We start from the raw sequence: 17,604 nt of genomic DNA, 5'->3' as shown, positions 1-17,604 counted from the left end.
TGACCTGGGTCACTACACCGACCTGTTTGTGACCGCGCTCGGCGTGGTCCCGTCCCACAACGGAGCAGAAGATGTCCCCAGAATCGAAGATTCAAGTAGGCGCAGACTCGAAGACGCCGGAAGGCAGCAGCAACTCCACCCGACCGGTGCGCGCCTCCGACGACCCGGAGTACGCCGCAAACCTCAAACGCGCGACGCTCGCCAGTTCCATCGGCAGCGCGCTCGAGTACTACGACTTCGCCCTGTACGGCCTGGCGTCGGCACTGATCTTCGGCCAGCTGTTCTTCCCCGCCATGGGTGCGTCGGCCGCGTTGATGGCCAGTTTCGGCACGTACGCCGTCGGCTTCCTCGCCCGGCCCGTCGGCGGCCTGTTCTTCGGCGCCCTCGGGGACCGCCTCGGACGCAAGGCCGTCCTGATGATCACGATCGCGATCATGGGCGGCGCGAGCACGCTGATCGGGGTCCTGCCGACCGGCGCGCAGGTGGGCATCTGGGCCCCGATCCTGCTGGTCGCGCTGCGACTGCTGCAGGGCTTCGGCGCGGGCGCCGAACAGGCCGGTGCCACCACGCTGATGGCGGAGTACTCGCCCACCGAGCGCCGCGGATTCTTCTCGGCACTCCCGTTCGTCGGAATCATGGTGGGCACCCTGATGGCGTCCGGGGTCTTCGCGATCCTCGGCCAGATCGATCGCGAACTCCTCCTCGCCTGGGTGTGGCGGGTGCCGTTCCTGGCGTCGGTCTTCCTCATCGCGGTCGCCGTGTTCATCCGGCTCCGCATGCAGGAGAGCCCCACGTTCGTCAAGCTGGAGAAGCAGGATCAGATCAGTGAGAGCCCGTTCCGGGAACTGATCGGCAGCTCGATGCCCAGCGTGCTCCGCGGCATCGGCCTGCGGATGGCCGAGAACGGCGGCTCGTACATCTTCCAGACCCTCGGCATCAGCTACGTCACGACCGTGGTGGGTGTCAGCAAGTCGATCGGACCGCTCGCCATCGCCTGCGGCGCCGCCATCGGCATGCTCGTCATACCGTTCTCGGGTGCGCTGTCGGACCGCTTCGGCCGGATGCGGGTGTACCGGTTCGGTGCGGCGCTGCAGCTCGTCCTCGCGGTCCCGTCGTGGTGGCTGCTCTCGCTCGGCAACCCGTACCTCGTGGTGGCGACGCTCGCGGTCAGCTACGGGATCGGTGTCAACGTGATGCTCGGCGCGCAGTGCGCGGCCCTGCCCGAACTGTTCGGAAATCGCCACCGCTACATCGGCGTCGCCGTCGCCCGGGAGACGAGCGCCATCCTCGCCGGCGGCATCGCCCCCTTCGTCGGCGCACTGCTGCTGTCGCTGCTGAACAACTCGTGGGTGCCGCTCGCGATCTACGTTCTGGTCCTCAGCGTCATCACGTTCGCCACCACGTTCGTGACACCCGAAACCCGTGGTCGCGACCTCGGGCTGGCCTGGGATGCGATGGCCGACCCGGTCCACGGACCGGATGTCGCGACCGCCGAGTCGAAGGCGCGGGTCGACGCATGAGGCTGGCCCGCATCGCCACCGACACGGGACCGCGGCCGGTGTGCCTGCGCGACGGTCGCTGGCACGAGGTGGCGGATCCGTACGCGGACACTCCGGCATTCACCGGACCCGCACACGACCTCGCCGGCGCACGGCTGCTCGCGCCCGCCGAACCGCGGGTCCTGCTCGGGATGGCCCACAACGGCGCACCCGGAGATCGCGACCTGTCGTTGCAGGCGTTCATGAAGTCGACCCGCACGGTGATCGGCCCCGACGATCCGATCGTCGTCGACGAAGGGCTGGGGCAGGTCAACGTGGAGGGCGAACTGGCCGTCGTCATCCGCCGCACGTGCCGCAGGCTTCGCCCGGAGGACGTCCCGTCCGCGATCCTCGGGTACACGATCGGCAACGACGTCACCGCCGTCGAGCAGATAGCGCTGGACGACAAGCTCACCCAGGCGAAGCACGGCGACGGTTTCACCCCGCTGGGACCGTGGATCGAGACGGATCTCGGCTCCGGGGACGTTCCGATCACCGTGCGTGTCAACGGCGTGACCGTGGCGGAGGCGTCCACGCGGCAGCTCGCGTGGAACGTGTCCGAGCAACTGGTCCATCTCACCCGGTATCTGACCCTCGGGCCGGGAGACGTCGTGCTCACGGGTTGCCCGTTCACGCTCGGCCCGGTCAAACCGGGTGACCGTGCCGAGATCACGCTCGACGGTATCGGCACGCTGGCCAACCCGGTGCGTGCGCTGTGAACCTCTTCGATCTGTCCGGGCGCATCGCCCTGGTCACCGGTTCGAGCCGGGGAATCGGCTACGCACTCGCGCGGGGCCTGGCCGAGGCGGGCGCCACGATCGTCCTCAACGGGGTGTCGGGTGAGCGTCTCGCACAGGCACGTGAGCGCCTCCGCGAGCAGTTCGGCGAGACACGCGTCCACGCGTACGCGTTCGACGTCACGGATCCCGAGCGGGTGACCGACGCTGTCGAACGGATCGAATCGGAGGTCGGGCCGATCGAGATTCTGGTGAACAACGCTGCGCTGCAACACCGTCAGCCGCTGCTCGACATCACCCTCGAGGACTGGAACAGGGTGCTCACCACCGACCTCACCAGCGCCTTCCTTGTCGGGCGGGCCGTCGCACGGTGCCAGATCGCCCGAGGGAGCGGCAAGATCATCAACGTCTGCTCGGTGCAGAGCGACCTGGCCCGGCCCACCATCGCGCCGTACACCGCCGCGAAGGGCGGACTGCGGAATCTGACCCGCGCGATGACGGCCGAATGGGCGGCGTCCGGGTTGCAGATCAACGGCCTCGCGCCCGGCTACATTCACACCGAGATGACGCAGGCCCTCGTCGACGACCCCGAGTTCGACGCGTGGCTCCGCGGCCGCGCGCCGGCAGGCCGGTGGGGCACCCCGGACGATCTCGTCGGTCCGGCGGTGTGGCTGGCGTCGGACGGTTCCCGGTACGTCAACGGTCAGGTGATCTTCATCGACGGCGGGATGACGTCGGTGGTGTGAGGATTTACCGGCCGACCGCGGTCGGCACTTCCCCGAAGGAGCGGCGGGTGTGCAGGACGAGTTCACGGAGCGCCGGACCAGCGAGACTCTTCCACACCAGCGCGAGCACGGCCGGGATGTCGACGTCGTCCAGTGCGACCGCCGTCAACCGCCCCCGGTAGTCCGTCGCCATCGACTCACTGAGGATCGCAACCCCCAGCCCGCGGATCGCGAGGTCGGCGACGGCGTCGGGCGCACTCGCCTGCAAGGCGATGTCGGGGCGGAGGCGGGCGGCCGCACACGCCTGGTCGAAGACCGTTCGGATCCCCGTTCCGGTCGGCATACATACGATCGCGTGGTCGCCGAGTTCGGCCAGGGTGACGCGCGAACGCCCGGCCAGCGGGTGCCCGGGCGGCACGGCCGCGACCAGCCCCTCGCTGATGATCGGGAAGGCGTCCAACCCGTCCGGCGGGGCGGTCGCGGTGCCCACGAGAGCGAGATCGATCGCACCGGCGCGGACCCGTTCGACGAGGCGGTCGGAACTGTCCTCGGTCAGCGTGATCTCGATCCCGGGGTGCGCGACGTGGAACGCGGACAGCGCGTCGAACAGCGGCTTCACCGTGCAGGCGGTGACCATCCCCACGACGAGCCGGCCCCGGATCAGCTGGTTCACGTCGTCCACGGCCTGCCGCATCGCGTCGGCCGAGGCGAGGGCCGCGCGGGCATGCACGAGCGCCGCTTCTCCCGCGGACGTGAGCGTCGCCGTCCGGCTCGACCGGTCGATCAGCGTGGCGCCGAGGTCGTGCTCGAGCTGCCGGATCTGCGCGCTGATCCCCGACTGGCTGATGTGGACGCGTTCCGCGGCACGGGTGAAGTTCGCTTCCTCGGCGACCGCGACGAAGTACTCCAGCTGCCTCAGTTCCATAAGCAGTAATTCTAGTATTCAGCAGAACTATCTGTTGGACTTCCGGTTGAGGCGACACCACTCTGGGATGTGACAGCAGTTCACCCACGAAAGGATCCCCGTGTCCGACCACGAGAAGGCCCTGAACCCCGAAGATCTCACCCGACTGTTCGTCGAGCGCAGCAACGCCGGCGACGCGGCCGGAGTGGCCGCCCTCTACGAGGAGAACGCCGTCATGGCGTATCCGCCCGGGAGCCGGACGGTCGGCCGGGCAGCCATCCAGAAACTGTGGGAGTCGGTGCTCGCGAACGCGCCGCACTTCGAACCGGAGACGCCACTCCCCACGCTGATCAGCGACGACATCGCACTCACGTCCACCCCACCCAAGGACGGATCCGGCGCGCGGGCGCAGGTCGTCCGCAGGCAACCGGACGGAAGCTGGCTCCGACTGCTCGACCAGCCGGAGTTCGTCCCGCCCACCCGCTGAGGTCGCGGCTGCGCCGACCCCTACACGGCATGAACTTCGTTGTCCACCATTGCATCTGCATTCGGATCGGTGGGACTATAGGGGTCATGCGCAGACCGCGTTGGCCGGCAGTAGCACCACCCACCACCGGAGGACACCAGGTGCACGGCCCCCTGCTGCTCACGGCCGAAGACCACCTCACGCTCGAGCTGTTCGAGGTGGTGGCGTTCCCGGACGGCCTCCACCTCCGGATGGCCCTGACCGCGACGGGCAGGCCCGCGGAGCTGGCGCAATACGAGACCCGCCCGCTGTCCGACCCCGACGATCCCTCGACGCGCTGGTCCTATCTGTCGGTGCGGGCGCGCGTCGACGACATCGAAGGCGAGGCCGATCCCTACCATCCGGCGGCGGCGTCGAAGCCGTGCCGGAGCGGGCCGCCCGAGTACCGCACCGAACCGCACTACTGGCTGGACGCGATACCCGCGTCGGGATTCATCGCGGTCACCGCAGGCTGGCCACGGATCGGTCTCGGTTCGACCACCACCACGATCGGTCTCGAATCGAGCACGCGAACGTCGTGACCGATCCCGGCCGGCGTCAGGTGCAGCAGTTGGGGTCGAGGACCACCCGCAGTGCGTCGAGGGCGTCCGCCCGCGCACTGTAGAAGACGTTCATTCCGCGGCGGACGGGCTGGACCATTCCCGCCTTCTTCAGCTGGCCGAGATGGTGACTGACGGTCGATTCGGACAGGCCCACGCCGGTCGCGAGATCGCACGTGCACACCTCGCCGTCGCTCGCGGTCAGCAGAATCGACATCAGCTTGATGCGGACCGGGTCGGCCAGCGCCTTCAGGCGCAGCGCGAGGTGCAGGGCGGCCTCGTCGGTCATCGGGGCGGCCGAGACGGGCGCGCAGCAGATCGGCGCGGAGACATCTACGACCGGCAACGTCTTGGGCATGGCTCCATCGTCCCAGCTTCTTGACATATGTCAAAAAGGTGGGACTCTATGGATGCAAGCAATTCGACATATGTCACACAGGTGGAGGTTGTCATGTCCCGCGCCCAGCTCGCCCTCAATGTCGACAATCTGGAGGAAGCAGTCACGTTCTACTCGAAACTGTTCGATACACAACCGGCGAAACTGAAGCCGGGCTACGCGAACTTCGCCATCGCGCAGCCACCCCTCAAGCTGGTGCTGATCGAGAACCCCGGCGAGGGCGGCACCATCAACCACCTCGGCGTCGAGGTCGAATCGAGCTCCCGGGTGCACGAGGAGATCGCACGGCTGTCCGGGGAAGGCCTGTTCACCGACGAGGAGATCGGCACCACCTGTTGCTTCGCGACCCAGGACAAGGTGTGGGTCACCGGCCCCGCCGGCGAGAAGTGGGAGGTCTACACCGTGCTCGCCGACTCCGACACGTTCGGGTCGAGCCCCCGGCACCTCGACCCCGACGCCGAGGGGGCCACCTGCTGCGGCACCGCGGACGGGGCGAAAGCCTCCGCGGGCACGTCCTGCTGCTAGGCGGCGACGGCCCGGATCGGCGACAAAGAGAAACCCCGCCACCTGCATCACTGCAGCTGACGGGGTTTCTTTGTGCGCCCGAAGGGATTCGAACCCCTAACCTCTTGATCCGTAGTCAAGTGCTCTATCCGTTGAGCTACGGGCGCATGTTCTTCAGTTGTCTAGCTTGCACCGGCCGACTAGGCCCGGTGTGGCGGAGGCGAGAGGATTTGAACCTCCGGTCCCTCGTAAAAGGGACAACTCATTAGCAGTGAGTCCCATTCGGCCGCTCTGGCACGCCTCCCTGGGGTGGTTCCGATCCCTTCGGACCGCCGGTGCGAAAGATTACACACCTTTCCACCACAAAGGCAAAACGGCTGGTCAGAGCGTAAGGATGGCCGCTTTATCGCAGGTGGCTGTCGAACCAGTCGAAGATCCGCCGCTGTGCGTCGACGATGGCCTGGGCACCCGGGTCGTCGTCCCTGCCGTCGGGCACCTGGGGCGGTTCGTCGGCCCGGTGCGCGAGGCCGGCGTAACTCACGACGAGCCCCGCGACGTCCGACTTGGCGGTGGCGTCGCGCAGCCGCTCGACCTGATCGGGCGGCGTGGACGGATCGTCTTCCCCGTACAGACCGAGCCAGGGGGCCTTCAGGTCGGGGGCGGCGTGCACCAGCGCAGGCGCGTCCTCCGACAGCGGCTCGACGATCCCACGGGCGGCAACACTCACGGCTGCGCCGACCGGACGCGTCGTCGCGACGAGCAGGGCGGCGGTCCCGGCGTCGTCGAAACCCAGCACGCCCACGCAGTCGGCGTAGATGCCCCGCGCGATCAGCCAGTCGAAGGTGGCGTCGAAGTCGGCGAACAGGGCGTCGCCGAACACCTCGACATCGCTCGGCGCCGGTTCCCGGTGGAAGAGGTGCGGCGCCACCGCCACCCACCCCTCCATCGCGAGCGAGCGCATCAGATCGAGGAGAGGTTCGCTGAAGGTACGCGACTCGTGCAGGACCACGATCCCGCCCCGCGCCGGACCGTCCGGTTCGACCGCGGTGAGCGGAACACGCATCTGAGGGCTTTCCGGCGCGTCTCCGGACGTCCGCAGGGCTGCACTGTCCCTGAAGAATCCCGACATGCCCCTACCTTGGCACGAAGGGGGCGTCGGCGCAGTGGATCGGGAGGCGCATAATCGCCTGGTGACTCCGCGAACCAGGGCAGACCTCGAGACGATTCCGGCCTACATCCCCGGCAAGAACTTTCCGGGCGCCATCAAGCTGGCGAGCAACGAGACCACGCTGGGCCCGTTGCCGAGTGTGCGGGACGCCATCGCGGACGCCGCCGCCAATGCCAACCGGTACCCGGACAACGGTCACGTCGCCCTGATCGCGGCGCTCGCCGACCACCTCGGGGTGGCCACCGAGAACATCGCCGCGGGTTGCGGTTCGGTGAGCCTGTGCCAGGAGTTGGTGCAGGCCACCTGCAACGACGGTGACGAGGTCATCTTCGCGTGGCGGTCGTTCGAGGCCTACCCCGTGGTCACGCAGGTGGCCGGGGCGACGCCCGTCAAGGTTCCGCTCACCGCCGACCACGGTCACGACCTCGACGCGATGCTGGCCGCGATCACCGACCGCACCCGGCTGATCTTCGTCTGCAACCCGAACAACCCCACCGGCACCGCGCTGACGAAGGCCGAACTCGAGCGGTTCCTCGACGCCGTCCCCGCCGACGTCCTGGTGGCCCTCGACGAGGCCTACTTCGAGTACAACCGGTCCGACGCCGACGGCATCGAACTGTTCCGCGGACGCCCCAACGTGGTGGTGCTGCGCACGTTCTCCAAGGCCTACGGTCTCGCCGGCATCCGCGTGGGGTACGCGGTCGCCGATCCCGCGGTCGTCACCGCGCTGACCAAGGTGCACATCGCGTTCGCGGTCAATGCCGTCGCGCAGGCCGCCGCCATCGCGTCGCTGGCCGCGTCCGGAGAACTGCTGGCACGCACGGACGGGGTCGTCGCCGAGCGGAACCGGGTGCGCGACGCCCTGCTCGCCGCCGGGTACGAGGTGCCCGAATCGGCCGCCAACTTCGTCTACCTCCCGTTGGGCACCCACTCCGGGGCGTTCGCCGCCGCCAGCGCCGAGGCCGGTGTGCTGCTGCGCCCGTACGGCGACGACGGGGTGCGGATCACGATCGGCGATCCCGCGGAGAACGACGCGTTCCTCGCCTTCGCGACGAGCACCGAGGCCCGCTCGATCGCGAACGTCGCGGTCCGGGCGTAACGCTCGAGACGTAAACGTTACCCACGGGTATAACGCCCGTGACTCCTTGTTGGCAGACTCAGTGAGGTTTTGCCGAAGGGAGCCCCCACATGCGTCGCCGCGCCGCGCTCCGCACTGCCGTGCCGGCTGCCGGACTGGCGATGGCGCTGGCGATCTCGGTGACGGCGGGGCTGTCCGTGGCGCAGGCGCAGGACACCGCGGTCTCCGTCCGGCTCCTCGCCTTCAACGACCTCCACGGCAGCCTCGAACCGCCGCCCGGCATCCGCAGTCAGGTGAAGCACGCCGACGGCTCGCTGGTCCCGGCCGGCGGTGCCGCCTACCTGGCCGCGTACGTCGATCAGCTGCGCGGCCAGGCGACGCATTCACTGCTGTATTCGGTGGGCGACAGCTGGGGATCGTCGGCGCTCGAATCCGCGATGTTCCACGACGAACCGACCGTGCAGCTGCTCAACAGGATGGGCGTCGACGCGTCCGCGATCGGCAATCACGAACTCGACGAGGGATACACGGAGTTCCGGCGGATGCAGACCGGAGGCTGCCACCCCACCGACGGCTGCCGCTTCGGAAACACGTTCGAGGGCGCGAACTTTCCGCTCCTCGCAGCGAACATGGAGTTCGACGACGGCGCGCCCGCGACCCTGCCGTTCACCGTCGACTACGTCGAGGGAATCCCGGTCGGGGTCATCGCGACCATGCCCGCCGACACCGCGACGATGGTGACCCCGGAGGGGGTGGGAGGGCTGCGTTTCACGGACGAACTCGCGGCCGTCGACCGGACCGCGGATCTCCTCGACTTCTTCGGTGTGCGCGCCATCGTGCTGCTGATGCACAAGGGAGCCGAACCCATCGCCGACAACGGTCCCAATTCGTGCGAGGTGACATCCGGCCCCGCTCGCGACCTCGCGCTGCGGGCGTCCCCGAAGGTCGACGTCATTTTCACCGCCGACAGCCACCAGCAGTACAACTGCTCGTTTCCCGACCCGATGGGGAACCCGCGCGTCATGATGCAGGGCGCGTCGCACGGGCGCATCGTGTCGGTGGTCGACGTGTCGGTCGACCGCACCACCCGCGACGTCCTGCGCGACCGCGCGTCGGCGTTCAATCAGGTGGTCACCCACGACATCCCGTCGGACCCCGACATCCAGGCGCTCGCCGACGGTGCCGCCGCCCTGGCCTCCGAGATCGGTGCGGCGCGCGTGGCGTCGTTGTCGGGCGACCTCACCCGCGACGAGACCGGCAGCGGCGAGTCCACCCTCGGTAACGTCGTCGCCGACGCCCAGCTTGCGGCGGGGTCCGGGCACGGCGCCCAGGTGGCACTCACCAACCCGGGTGGACTCCGCGAGGATCTGCTGCGCGGCCCGGACGGCGCCGTCACCTACGGGCAGGCCTACGCCGCCCAGCCCTTCGGCAATACCCTCGAGGTCCTGGCAGTCACCGGCACGACCCTGAAAACTGCCCTGGAGCAGCAGTTCCAGCCGCGCGGAGACGGCACGATCACGGAGCGGATCCTCGCCCCGTCGAGTTCGCTGGCGTACACCATGAATCGTTCGGCGACTGTCGGCGAACGCATCTCGGACATCCGGGTGAACGGCGACGCCGTCGTCCCCGAGGGCACCTACCGGGTGGCCGTCAACAAGTTCCTCGCCGACGGCGGTGACGGTTTCGACGCTTTCCGCACCCGCGCCGAGGCCGTGCACGCGGGCTGCGACCTCGACGCGTTCACGGCGTATCTGGGGACGAATTCACCGGTGACGACACCGAACACCGACCGGATCACCGTGGTCGGCTAGAGACGCCGGTCAGACGCCGAGCGCGCTCTTCAGGACGGGCCACGACGTGCGCAGTTCGTCCTGCCAGTACGGCCACGAATGCGTGCCGAAGTGGCGGTAGATGAACGTCGCGGGGATCGCGAGGTGGGTCAGGCGCTGCTGGAACGTCTGCGTGCAGAGGTTCGCCGCCGCCTCGAGGGGGCCGCCCACCGCGATCGTGGACGCGATGTCTCCGCTGATCTCATACGGTCCGGGGAGCCCGTTGCCCGTCGAGATGTAGATCTGCTTGCCGCGCAGGGCTTCGGCGTTCACCGAGGGGTCGTGCGCGGTCCAGGCCGGATCGGTGTCGGGACCCCACATGTTGGCCGGGTTGCCGCCCTTGAACGCCACCGTGCCCCGCACCGAGTCCCGCGAGCTGGGCTGGGTGTTGTCGAGGCATCCGCTGTAGGCGGCGAGCCCCCGGTAGAGCTGCGGGTGCCGGGTGACGAGGTTGGCGGCTCCCATCGCGCCCATCGACACACCCGCGACGGCATTGACGCCGTTGCCGCTGAAGTTCTTGTCGATGATCGGCGGGAGTTCGTTGGCCAGGAACGTCTCCCACTTGTTGACCCCCAGCGTGGGGTCGGGCTGCTGCCAGTCGGTGTAGTAGCTGGCGGTGCCGCCGACCGGGAGCACCACGTTGACCTTCTTGTCGGCGAAGAACTGGACCACGTCCGTCTTCTGCGTCCAGGTGCTTTCCCGGAAGTCCGACTCGGCGCCTGCGCTGACCCCGTCGAGCAGGTACAGCGACGGCCTGGATCCGCCACCGGCGGGGTGCAGCACCTGCACCTGCACGACGCGGCCCATGGCGGGGGAATTGATGAAGACGGCACTACGGGTGTCGGTGAGCGGCACGATCTTGTCGACGCTCGCGACGCCATTCAACGGAGGCGCGACCGGAGCAGGCGCCGGATCGGCCACTGCAGTGAACGCCGGCCCCATGAGGGTCAGTGACACTGCCAGACCGACGGCAGCCAATGCTTCGCGACGCATAAAGAAATCCCTCTTCCCCGGACTGTGTGGACCCCGATTGCACAGTACAAAATGCGTCCGGTCAACAAGAGCTTAGAGGTTTTGTGACAGCTGTGTGCTCCAGCGTGATCGGGTTGTAGTCATCACGGTCCGCGGCCGGTCGTCGCGGCTCATCCGCCTCGGCAGACGCACCCGTTTCACGCAGCCGCACCCCTTCCGGGCCCTGACGGGTGCGGCCACTCAGAAGGGGTGCGTGTGGATGACTTGCCGTTACTTGGGCAGGGCGGACTTCAGCTGGTCGAGACCGTCGCCGCCGAGTTCGTCGAGCGCGGCGCGGCGACCCGTCATCGCCAGCACGAGCGCCAGCATCGGCCCGGAGACCTCGGGCCCCGATCCGGTGGACCAGTCGGTGTCGGTTGCCCGCAGCGTCAGTCCCGCGACCCGGGACTTCGACCCGATCAGCAGGTTCGAGTTCTTGTAGAAGTCGGCGACGCGGACGACCGCGTCCATCGGGTACTCGTGTGCGATGCCGAGCGGTCTGCGGATGTCCTCGGCGTGGACGATGATCTCGCCCAGCATGGCGTCGATCGGGCCGGGCGGGCGCGTGGAGTCACTCATGTGCGCCCGGAACTCGTCGAGCGACTCCGCCGGTGTTCCTTCCTCTTCGTGTGCGATGTCCTTCTCGAACATGGTGTTGATCCGGAATCCCGATCCGACGAGTTTTCCGACGAACTTCGGCGGCGTCATCTTCTCGGTCGCCGTGATGTGCGCGAACACGTCCCGCACGGTCCACCGTTCGCAGAGCGACGGCGTCGACCATTGGGTATCGGTCAGCGGTTCGAGGTCGTCCACCAGGGCGCGGCGTTCGTCGTGAATCGTGGGCCAGGGGCTTGACGTTGTCATTTCTCACTCCCTCGTCGCCATGAATTCTCCCACCTCACGACCGCTGCGGCGAGACCCATTGCACAACGTGTTAGTCACGACTAACGTATTGGTCGTGCTCGATCAGTTGGAAGTCGCAGCTGAGCCCACCCGGAGACGCCTCATGCAACTGCTGACCTCAGGTGAACAGACCGTCAACAACCTCGCCGCACACTTCCCCGCGAGCCGGTCGGCGATATCGCAACATCTCCGGGTGCTCACCGAGGCCGGGCTGGTCACTGCGCGCAAGGACGGACGCTTCAGGTACTACCGGCTCGACCCACAGGGACTCGCGCAACTGCGCGCGTTGTTCGACTCCTTCTGGATCGACGAACTCGACCGCCTCGTCGCGGACGCCACCGAGGAAGCAGCTTCCAAAGGAGACAGCTGATGCCATTCGACAAGACCGTCGTCGTCCCGCTGGACCCGGACGCCACGTTCGACCTCGTCACCCGACCGGAACGCTTGCGGCGATGGCAGACCGTCGCGGCCCGCGTCGACCTGCAGGCAGGTGGCGAGTACCGGTGGACCGTCGTTCCCGGACATTCGGCCGCGGGCACGTTCCGCGAGGTCGTGCCCGGCAAGCGGGTGGTGTACACGTGGGGCTGGGAAGGTGACGACGAACTCCCACCGGGAGCGTCCACCGTGACGGTGACACTCACCCCCACCGCCGACGGGACCGAGGTGCGACTCGTGCACGACGGACTCACCGACGAACAGGCCGTCCGCCACGCGGAGGGCTGGAACCATTACCTCGACCGTCTCGTCGCCGCCGCGCAGAAGAGCGACGCCGGACCCGACGACTGGGCGGCCGCTCCCGATCCACTCGACGAACTGTCCAGTGCCGAGGCGATACTGGCCGTCGTCCAACGCGTTCTGCGCGACGTCACGGCCGACGACATGTCCAAGCAGACGGCGTGCACCGAGTTCACCGTCTCTCAGCTCGCCGACCATCTCGTCGGTTCGATCACGGCCCTCGGAGGCGCGGCGGGCGCAACGTTCGACGACGACCCCGGCAAACCCGTCGAGGCCAGAATCGCCGACCTCGCGCAACCCGCACTGGAGGCGTGGCGCACTCGCGGCCTGGACGGCACGGTGACGATCGGGACGAACCACCCTCCCGCCACCGTCGCCGCGGGAATCCTCTCGATCGAATTCCTCGTCCACGCCTGGGATTTCGCCGCAGCAATCGGCGGCGACGTGGCCGTATCCGAGCCTCTCGCCGAATACGTGCTGTCGCTGACACACAAGATCATCACGCCCGAAGGCAGGAAAGCCGTCGGGTTCGACGACCCCGTACCCGCCCCGCACACCAGTGACGCGGTCACCCGGCTCATCGCCTACACCGGTCGCCGCCCCGTCCCGGCGGCCTGACACCTCACACGGAAAGGGTCCAGTCATGCCCATCAAGTCGGAATACGCCCAGGGGACACCTGACTGGGTCGACCTGCAAACCAGCGATCAGGACGCCGCCAAGAAGTTCTATGCGGAACTACTCGGCTGGGAATACGACGACCGGCCGATGCCCGAAGGTCCCGTCTACTCGATGGCCACCGTGCGCGGCGAGAACGTCGCCGCCATCGCGCCACTACAACCCGATGCGGCCGCAGCCGGGGCACCGGCGAATTGGAACACCTACATCGCCGTCGACGACGTCGACGCGACGATCGCGAAGGTCCCCGGCGCAGGCGGCCAGGTCCTGATGCCCGCGTTCGACGTGGGGGAAGCGGGCCGCATGTCCTTCGTCACCGACCCCACCGGGGCGGCCGTCGGATTGTGGCAGGCGAACAAGCACATCGGCGCCACCCTCGTCGGCGATCCGGGCGCCTGCCTGTGGAACGAACTGAACACCGACGACGTCGACACGGCGCTCGCGTTCTACAACAGCGTCTTCGGGATCACGTCGTCGAAGATGCCGATGGGACCGGAGTACACCTACACGCTGTTGGAAGTGGGCGACGACCAGGTCGGTGGATGCGGTGAGCCGATGAAGCCCGGCACCCCGAACCACTGGCGGGTGTACTTCGCCGTCGAGGACGTCGACGCCAGCGCCGCGAAGGCCGTCGAACTCGGCGGCACGATCGTCGAAGAAGCGATGGACATCCCCACCGTCGGTCGCATGGCCGCGGTCACCGACCCGCAGGGCGCGATCTTCAGCATCATGACGCCCGAGGAACGTCAGGATCAGTAGACCGTGAAGATGCCCAGACCCTCCGAGGAGGACAAACAGTTCTTCCGGTCGCTGATCCCCGACACCCCCGGCATCGAGGTGAAGCCGATGTTCGGCAACCTGGGCGCGTTCGTCAACGGCAACATGTTCGCCGGACTCCTCGGACCGAAAGTCGGGGTGCGATTCCTGACCGAGCAGGCGAGGGACGAGCTGGCGTCGTCCGACGGCGTCGGCCCGTTCGGTCCGGGGGAAAAGCCGCTACGCGAGTACCTGGCCCTGCCGGACCGGTGGCGCGACACCCCGGACCGCGCCGCACCGTGGGTGGAACGCGCGATCGCCGAGATCGGCGCACTGCCGCCGAAGCAGCCGAAACCCCGGAAGAGGTAGAGCTACGACAACAGCCCTGACCTGGAAGAAACCAGATCAGAGCTGCCGGTCGTTGGCGGAAGCGGAGGGATTTGAACCCCCGGTCGCTTTCACGACGCTCGCTTTCAAGGCGAGTGCATTCGGCCGCTCTGCCACGCTTCCGTGGGCGATCTTATCGGTAGGGAGGCGTCGGCGGGCAACCGGTCAGCGGTCGCCGATGGCCTTGTCGACGCGTTCGAACACCTCGGCGAGAACCTTCAGCTGAGACTTGGTGAGCAGATCGACGAGGTTGCTGCGCACCCCGGCCACATGGGTGGGGGCCGCCTCGGCCAGCCGGGCGCGACCTTCGTCGGTGATGACGGCGAGCACTCCGCGGCCATCTTCGAGGCACGTGTCGCGGGTGACCATGCCCTGCGCTTCCATCCGCCGGATCTGGTGGGTGAGTCGGCTGCGGGAGGACAGGACGCCGTCCGCGAGATCGCTCATGCGCAGCGAACCGTCCGGCGACTCGGACAGCAGCACCAGAATGCGGTAATCCGCCAGCGACAGATCGTGTTTCTCCTGCAGATCCCGGTTGAGGACGTCCATCAGCCGCTGATTGCCGTCCATGTACCCGCGCCAGGCGCGCATCTCGGCCGGGGTCAACCAATTGGTCGCGGCTTCGGCGTCGGAGGTTTCTGCTGTCACAAGTTCACAGTCTAGTAGTGCGACATTACTTTCCAGTAGCGTGCGGTCCCCGGGAACGCCGAGGGACCACTGTGATCGGTCACATCCACCGGGCGCCGACGCATTTCGCTAGCGTCGTCCCCATGTATGCGATCACGATCGACCAACCGGGCGGCCCCGAAGTCATGAAGTGGGCGGAGCAGCCCGACCCGGAACTTCCACCCGGCCACGTCCTCCTCGACGTGGCCGCGACGGCCGTCAACCGCGCCGACCTGTTGCAGCGTCAGGGGTTCTATCCCCCGCCGCCCGGAGCCAGCGACATCCTCGGGCTCGAATGTTCCGGCACGATCGCCGAACTCGGCGAGGGAGTGTCGGGGTGGTCCGTCGGCGACCAGGTGTGTGCGCTGCTCGCCGGCGGCGGATATGCGGAGAAGGTGGCCGTCCCCGCGTCGCAGCTGCTCCCGCTGCCCGAAGGGGTGGACCTGCTCGTCGCCGCGTCGCTGCCGGAGGTCGCGTGCACGGTGTGGTCGAACGTCGTGATGGGCGCCGGACTGTCCCGCGGCGACGTGCTGCTGGTACACGGCGGTGGCGGCGGCATCGGCACCCACGCCATCCAGGTGGGCGTCGCACTGGGGGCGCGCGTGGCCGTCACCGCCGGCTCCGAGGAGAAGCTGGCGCGCTGCCGCGAACTCGGCGCCGACATCCTCGTCAACTACCGCGAAGCCGATTTCGTCGACGAGGTCCGCAAGGCGACCGACGGTCACGGCGCCGATGTGATCCTCGACAACATGGGTGGCTCGTACCTCGACCGCAACGTCGACGTGCTTGCCGCCGACGGCCGGCTGGTCGTCATCGGCATGCAGGGCGGCCGCAAGGGCGAACTGGACCTCGGCAAGTTGCTGTCCAAGCGCGGCCACGTGACGGCGGCCGGACTGCGGGGGCGGGCCGAGTCGGGACACGAGGGCAAGGCCGAGATCGTCGCCGACGTCCGCAAGCGGCTGTGGCCGCTGATCGCGGAGGGCGCGGTCCAGCCCATCGTCTCGGCGGAACTGCCCATCACCGAGGCTCCGCGCGGGCACGAACTGCTGGACTCGGCGGACACCGTCGGCAAGGTGATCCTGACGATCCCGCGGAACTGACGGTCTGCCTGCTGCCGTCGCCCGATGTGACATTCGTCCACTCGAGCGGAACGAATGTCACACTGGGCGCACCGGGCGGCGGACGCAGCGGGCAAAGCGGGCGGCGGGCTCAGCCCAGGGTGGCGAGCTCGTTCACGAGCTGGTCGATCTCGTAGCGGGTGGTGTACGGCGCGAGACCGATGGTGACGGCGCCGCCCTCGTCGTTGACGCCGAGTGCGTCGAGCAGCCGGGAGCCGCCGTGGACGCCGCTGACGGTGGCGATGCGCTTGTCGGCGAGGTGCGACGCGACCTTGTCGGCCGAGACTCCGGCGACGGTGAAGCTGAGCGTCGGGACCCGGCTGGGCGAGCGCCCGATGACCATGACCTGCGGCAGCCGCTTCAGCGACGACATGAGGTGGTCGAACAGGGTGTCCTGGTAATTCTGCAGCGAGCTGATGGACGTCTCGAGTTTCTGACGCCGGGAACCGGTGGCCGATTCGTCGAGGTTCGCGAGGAAGTCGATCGACGTGGTGAGGCCGGCGAGGAGCGCGAACTGGTGCACCCCGACCTCGAGACGTTCGACACCCCGCGCATACGGGTTGAGCGACACGGCGGGGATGCGGTCGAGGAGGGTGGGGTCGCGGAAGACGAGCGCCCCGACCTGCGGCCCGCCCCAGGAGGTGGCGCCGACGGCGACGACGTCCGCTCCGAGTTCGTTGATGTCGACGTGCGCGTACGGTGCGGCGCCGATCGCGTCGACGACCATCAGTCCCCCGACTTCGTGGACGCGGTCCGAGGCGACGCGGACGTCGGGCGCCGATCCGACGATCGGGGATGCGGCGGTGAGTGCGACGAGACGCGTCGTGGTGGTGATGAGGTCCTGGAACTGCCAACTGGGGAGTTCGCACGTCTCGATCTCGACCTCCGCCCACCGCACCTGGGCGCCGTAGCGGCTGGCGACTCGGAGCCAGGGCGCGACGTTCGCTTCCTCGTCGAGGCGGGAGAGCACCAGCCCGGTTCCGAGGCCGAGTCGCGTGCTCAGCGACTCCGCCAGCCAGGCGAGGAGAACGGATCGGTCGGGTCCGAGTACGACCCCGGCGGGATCACCTCCGACCAGGTCGGCGACGGCTGCTCGGGCCGCATCGAGTACCGCCGCACTGCGCCGACTGGACACATGTCGCCCGGTCGACGAAGAGGCAGACGCCCGGAAGGCCGTGGAGACAGTGCGCGACACCGCGTCCGGAATCTGCATGCCGGCCTGCGGATCGAGATGGATCCAACCGTCGCCGAGTGAGGGGATGAGTCCCCGAACGCGGGCAACGTCGTAAGCCATGCCCGACACTCTAAGACCCCAAGTCAATACGGTCGAAGCCAGCCATCGATTGTTGTGGAGTGCAACAAAGGTGGAATGGGCCCAAATCGGACGCACCTTCGCACTGCCGAGCG

Annotated in this window: 20 protein-coding genes and 3 tRNA genes; 13 read left to right on the top strand and 10 right to left on the bottom strand. The window is 68.1% G+C overall.

Annotated elements, in window-relative coordinates; all coding sequences use genetic code 11:
• Nucleotides 1-71 precede the first annotated feature (71 nt).
• From QM841_RS15765 to QM841_RS15755, 3 genes are read left to right on the top strand one after another with little or no spacing between them, the layout of a single operon-like run.
• Nucleotides 72-1,520, top strand: a complete 1,449-nt coding sequence (locus QM841_RS15765) for an MFS transporter (RefSeq protein WP_283332689.1) — start codon at nt 72-74, stop codon at nt 1,518-1,520.
• A complete protein-coding gene (locus QM841_RS15760; protein WP_283332688.1) occupies nt 1,517-2,257 on the top strand; it encodes a fumarylacetoacetate hydrolase family protein in 741 nt (246 codons plus the stop codon). The genes QM841_RS15765 and QM841_RS15760 overlap by 4 nt, the downstream gene beginning before the upstream one ends.
• Nucleotides 2,254-3,021 carry an SDR family oxidoreductase gene (locus QM841_RS15755; RefSeq protein WP_283332686.1) on the top strand — a complete coding sequence of 256 codons (768 nt, stop codon included), beginning with the start codon at nt 2,254-2,256 and terminating at the stop codon, nt 3,019-3,021. Before QM841_RS15760 ends, QM841_RS15755 begins: the two co-directional genes overlap by 4 nt.
• Before the next feature lie 4 nt (nt 3,022-3,025).
• Here the strand turns inward: QM841_RS15755 and QM841_RS15750 are convergent, their stop codons facing one another.
• Complete coding sequence (locus QM841_RS15750; RefSeq protein ID WP_283332684.1) at nt 3,026-3,925, bottom strand: LysR family transcriptional regulator; 900 nt, start codon at nt 3,923-3,925, stop codon at nt 3,026-3,028.
• Nucleotides 3,926-4,025: 100 nt separating this feature from the next.
• On the opposite strand from QM841_RS15750, the gene QM841_RS15745 reads away from it, so the two are divergent.
• Nucleotides 4,026-4,391 (top strand): YybH family protein, encoded by a 366-nt coding sequence (locus QM841_RS15745; RefSeq protein ID WP_283332683.1) that lies wholly within the window; start codon nt 4,026-4,028, stop codon nt 4,389-4,391.
• Nucleotides 4,392-4,477: 86 nt separating this feature from the next.
• The gene (locus QM841_RS15740) at nt 4,478-4,951 is read left to right on the top strand and encodes a hypothetical protein (protein WP_280781832.1); all 474 of its coding nucleotides are present in this window, start codon (nt 4,478-4,480) and stop codon (nt 4,949-4,951) included.
• Nucleotides 4,952-4,967: 16 nt separating this feature from the next.
• On the opposite strand, the gene QM841_RS15735 is transcribed toward QM841_RS15740, so the two are convergent.
• The gene (locus QM841_RS15735; protein ID WP_283332681.1) at nt 4,968-5,327 is read right to left on the bottom strand and encodes an Rv2640c family ArsR-like transcriptional regulator; all 360 of its coding nucleotides are present in this window, start codon (nt 5,325-5,327) and stop codon (nt 4,968-4,970) included.
• A gap of 93 nt (nt 5,328-5,420) precedes the next feature.
• Between QM841_RS15735 and QM841_RS15730 the strand changes: the two genes are divergently transcribed.
• Entirely contained in the window at nt 5,421-5,891 is a 471-nt protein-coding gene (locus QM841_RS15730) for an ArsI/CadI family heavy metal resistance metalloenzyme (RefSeq protein ID WP_283332680.1), read from the top strand.
• A gap of 73 nt (nt 5,892-5,964) precedes the next feature.
• Here the strand turns inward: QM841_RS15730 and QM841_RS15725 are convergent.
• The 3 genes from QM841_RS15725 to QM841_RS15715 all read right to left on the bottom strand — a co-directional run bounded on the left by QM841_RS15725 (nt 5,965) and on the right by QM841_RS15715 (nt 6,999).
• A tRNA-Arg gene (locus QM841_RS15725) sits at nt 5,965-6,037 on the bottom strand.
• 45 nt (nt 6,038-6,082) lie between these two features.
• A tRNA-Ser gene (locus tag QM841_RS15720) sits at nt 6,083-6,174 on the bottom strand.
• A gap of 99 nt (nt 6,175-6,273) precedes the next feature.
• Nucleotides 6,274-6,999: a dienelactone hydrolase family protein gene (locus QM841_RS15715; RefSeq protein ID WP_283332679.1), complete on the bottom strand. Its 726-nt coding sequence runs from the start codon at nt 6,997-6,999 to the stop codon at nt 6,274-6,276.
• Between the two features lie 61 nt (nt 7,000-7,060).
• Between QM841_RS15715 and hisC the strand changes: the two genes are divergently transcribed.
• Together hisC and QM841_RS15705 are read left to right on the top strand one after the other, a co-directional pair.
• Nucleotides 7,061-8,137, top strand: coding sequence for a histidinol-phosphate transaminase (gene hisC, locus QM841_RS15710; RefSeq protein WP_283332677.1), 1,077 nt, complete (start codon nt 7,061-7,063; stop codon nt 8,135-8,137).
• Between the two features lie 89 nt (nt 8,138-8,226).
• Nucleotides 8,227-9,927 (top strand): bifunctional metallophosphatase/5'-nucleotidase, encoded by a 1,701-nt coding sequence (locus QM841_RS15705; RefSeq protein WP_283332676.1) that lies wholly within the window; start codon nt 8,227-8,229, stop codon nt 9,925-9,927.
• A gap of 9 nt (nt 9,928-9,936) precedes the next feature.
• On the opposite strand, the gene QM841_RS15700 is transcribed toward QM841_RS15705, so the two are convergent.
• Together QM841_RS15700 and QM841_RS15695 are read right to left on the bottom strand one after the other, a co-directional pair.
• Nucleotides 9,937-10,938, bottom strand: a complete 1,002-nt coding sequence (locus tag QM841_RS15700; protein WP_105413986.1) for an alpha/beta hydrolase — start codon at nt 10,936-10,938, stop codon at nt 9,937-9,939.
• Between the two features lie 249 nt (nt 10,939-11,187).
• Nucleotides 11,188-11,820 (bottom strand): maleylpyruvate isomerase family mycothiol-dependent enzyme, encoded by a 633-nt coding sequence (locus QM841_RS15695; RefSeq protein ID WP_280781838.1) that lies wholly within the window; start codon nt 11,818-11,820, stop codon nt 11,188-11,190.
• A 142-nt stretch (nt 11,821-11,962) separates the two neighbouring features.
• Here QM841_RS15695 and QM841_RS15690 point away from each other — a divergent pair, with 142 nt between their 5' ends.
• Genes QM841_RS15690 through QM841_RS15675 form a run of 4 tightly spaced genes read left to right on the top strand, consistent with a single transcriptional unit; the run spans nt 11,963 to nt 14,395 of the window.
• Nucleotides 11,963-12,229 carry an ArsR/SmtB family transcription factor gene (locus QM841_RS15690; protein ID WP_009477195.1) on the top strand — a complete coding sequence of 89 codons (267 nt, stop codon included), beginning with the start codon at nt 11,963-11,965 and terminating at the stop codon, nt 12,227-12,229.
• A complete protein-coding gene (locus QM841_RS15685) occupies nt 12,229-13,212 on the top strand; it encodes a TIGR03086 family metal-binding protein (protein ID WP_283332673.1) in 984 nt (327 codons plus the stop codon). Before QM841_RS15690 ends, QM841_RS15685 begins: the two co-directional genes overlap by 1 nt.
• 25 nt (nt 13,213-13,237) lie before the next feature.
• Complete coding sequence (locus QM841_RS15680; RefSeq protein WP_283332672.1) at nt 13,238-14,029, top strand: VOC family protein; 792 nt, start codon at nt 13,238-13,240, stop codon at nt 14,027-14,029.
• A 3-nt stretch (nt 14,030-14,032) separates the two neighbouring features.
• The gene (locus QM841_RS15675) at nt 14,033-14,395 is read left to right on the top strand and encodes a TfoX/Sxy family protein (protein WP_317569560.1); all 363 of its coding nucleotides are present in this window, start codon (nt 14,033-14,035) and stop codon (nt 14,393-14,395) included.
• A 53-nt stretch (nt 14,396-14,448) separates the two neighbouring features.
• Here QM841_RS15675 and QM841_RS15670 read toward each other — a convergent pair.
• Nucleotides 14,449-14,536, bottom strand: a tRNA-Ser gene (locus tag QM841_RS15670).
• Between the two features lie 42 nt (nt 14,537-14,578).
• Nucleotides 14,579-15,061, bottom strand: coding sequence for a MarR family winged helix-turn-helix transcriptional regulator (locus tag QM841_RS15665; RefSeq protein WP_005248780.1), 483 nt, complete (start codon nt 15,059-15,061; stop codon nt 14,579-14,581).
• A 122-nt stretch (nt 15,062-15,183) separates the two neighbouring features.
• Between QM841_RS15665 and QM841_RS15660 the strand changes: the two genes are divergently transcribed.
• Nucleotides 15,184-16,179, top strand: coding sequence for an NAD(P)H-quinone oxidoreductase (locus QM841_RS15660; protein ID WP_283332670.1), 996 nt, complete (start codon nt 15,184-15,186; stop codon nt 16,177-16,179).
• A gap of 109 nt (nt 16,180-16,288) precedes the next feature.
• On the opposite strand, the gene QM841_RS15655 is transcribed toward QM841_RS15660, so the two are convergent.
• Nucleotides 16,289-17,491 (bottom strand): cysteine desulfurase-like protein, encoded by a 1,203-nt coding sequence (locus QM841_RS15655; RefSeq protein ID WP_105413992.1) that lies wholly within the window; start codon nt 17,489-17,491, stop codon nt 16,289-16,291.
• Nucleotides 17,492-17,604 lie beyond the last annotated feature (113 nt).

Source organism: Rhodococcus sp. IEGM 1307, from assembly GCF_030056915.1.
Classification (GTDB): domain Bacteria; phylum Actinomycetota; class Actinomycetes; order Mycobacteriales; family Mycobacteriaceae; genus Rhodococcus_F; species Rhodococcus_F opacus_D.
Note: the sequence above shows the minus strand (reverse complement) of the source record. Positions and strands in the feature narration are given on the sequence as shown.

What these genes read in the sequence shown, in the direction of transcription:
- QM841_RS15655 (WP_105413992.1), bottom strand. Translation starts at nt 17,491, where the DNA reads ATGGCTTACGACGTTGCCCGCGTTCGGGGACTCATCCCCTCACTCGGC.
- QM841_RS15730 (WP_283332680.1), top strand. Translation starts at nt 5,421, where the DNA reads ATGTCCCGCGCCCAGCTCGCCCTCAATGTCGACAATCTGGAGGAAGCA.
- QM841_RS15740 (WP_280781832.1), top strand. Translation starts at nt 4,478, where the DNA reads ATGCGCAGACCGCGTTGGCCGGCAGTAGCACCACCCACCACCGGAGGA.
- QM841_RS15685 (WP_283332673.1), top strand. Translation starts at nt 12,229, where the DNA reads ATGCCATTCGACAAGACCGTCGTCGTCCCGCTGGACCCGGACGCCACG.
- QM841_RS15690 (WP_009477195.1), top strand. Translation starts at nt 11,963, where the DNA reads ATGCAACTGCTGACCTCAGGTGAACAGACCGTCAACAACCTCGCCGCA.
- QM841_RS15700 (WP_105413986.1), bottom strand. Translation starts at nt 10,938, where the DNA reads ATGCGTCGCGAAGCATTGGCTGCCGTCGGTCTGGCAGTGTCACTGACC.
- QM841_RS15695 (WP_280781838.1), bottom strand. Translation starts at nt 11,820, where the DNA reads ATGACAACGTCAAGCCCCTGGCCCACGATTCACGACGAACGCCGCGCC.
- QM841_RS15765 (WP_283332689.1), top strand. Translation starts at nt 72, where the DNA reads ATGTCCCCAGAATCGAAGATTCAAGTAGGCGCAGACTCGAAGACGCCG.
- QM841_RS15760 (WP_283332688.1), top strand. Translation starts at nt 1,517, where the DNA reads ATGAGGCTGGCCCGCATCGCCACCGACACGGGACCGCGGCCGGTGTGC.
- QM841_RS15735 (WP_283332681.1), bottom strand. Translation starts at nt 5,327, where the DNA reads ATGCCCAAGACGTTGCCGGTCGTAGATGTCTCCGCGCCGATCTGCTGC.
- QM841_RS15660 (WP_283332670.1), top strand. Translation starts at nt 15,184, where the DNA reads ATGTATGCGATCACGATCGACCAACCGGGCGGCCCCGAAGTCATGAAG.
- QM841_RS15680 (WP_283332672.1), top strand. Translation starts at nt 13,238, where the DNA reads ATGCCCATCAAGTCGGAATACGCCCAGGGGACACCTGACTGGGTCGAC.
- QM841_RS15750 (WP_283332684.1), bottom strand. Translation starts at nt 3,925, where the DNA reads ATGGAACTGAGGCAGCTGGAGTACTTCGTCGCGGTCGCCGAGGAAGCG.
- QM841_RS15715 (WP_283332679.1), bottom strand. Translation starts at nt 6,999, where the DNA reads ATGTCGGGATTCTTCAGGGACAGTGCAGCCCTGCGGACGTCCGGAGAC.
- QM841_RS15705 (WP_283332676.1), top strand. Translation starts at nt 8,227, where the DNA reads ATGCGTCGCCGCGCCGCGCTCCGCACTGCCGTGCCGGCTGCCGGACTG.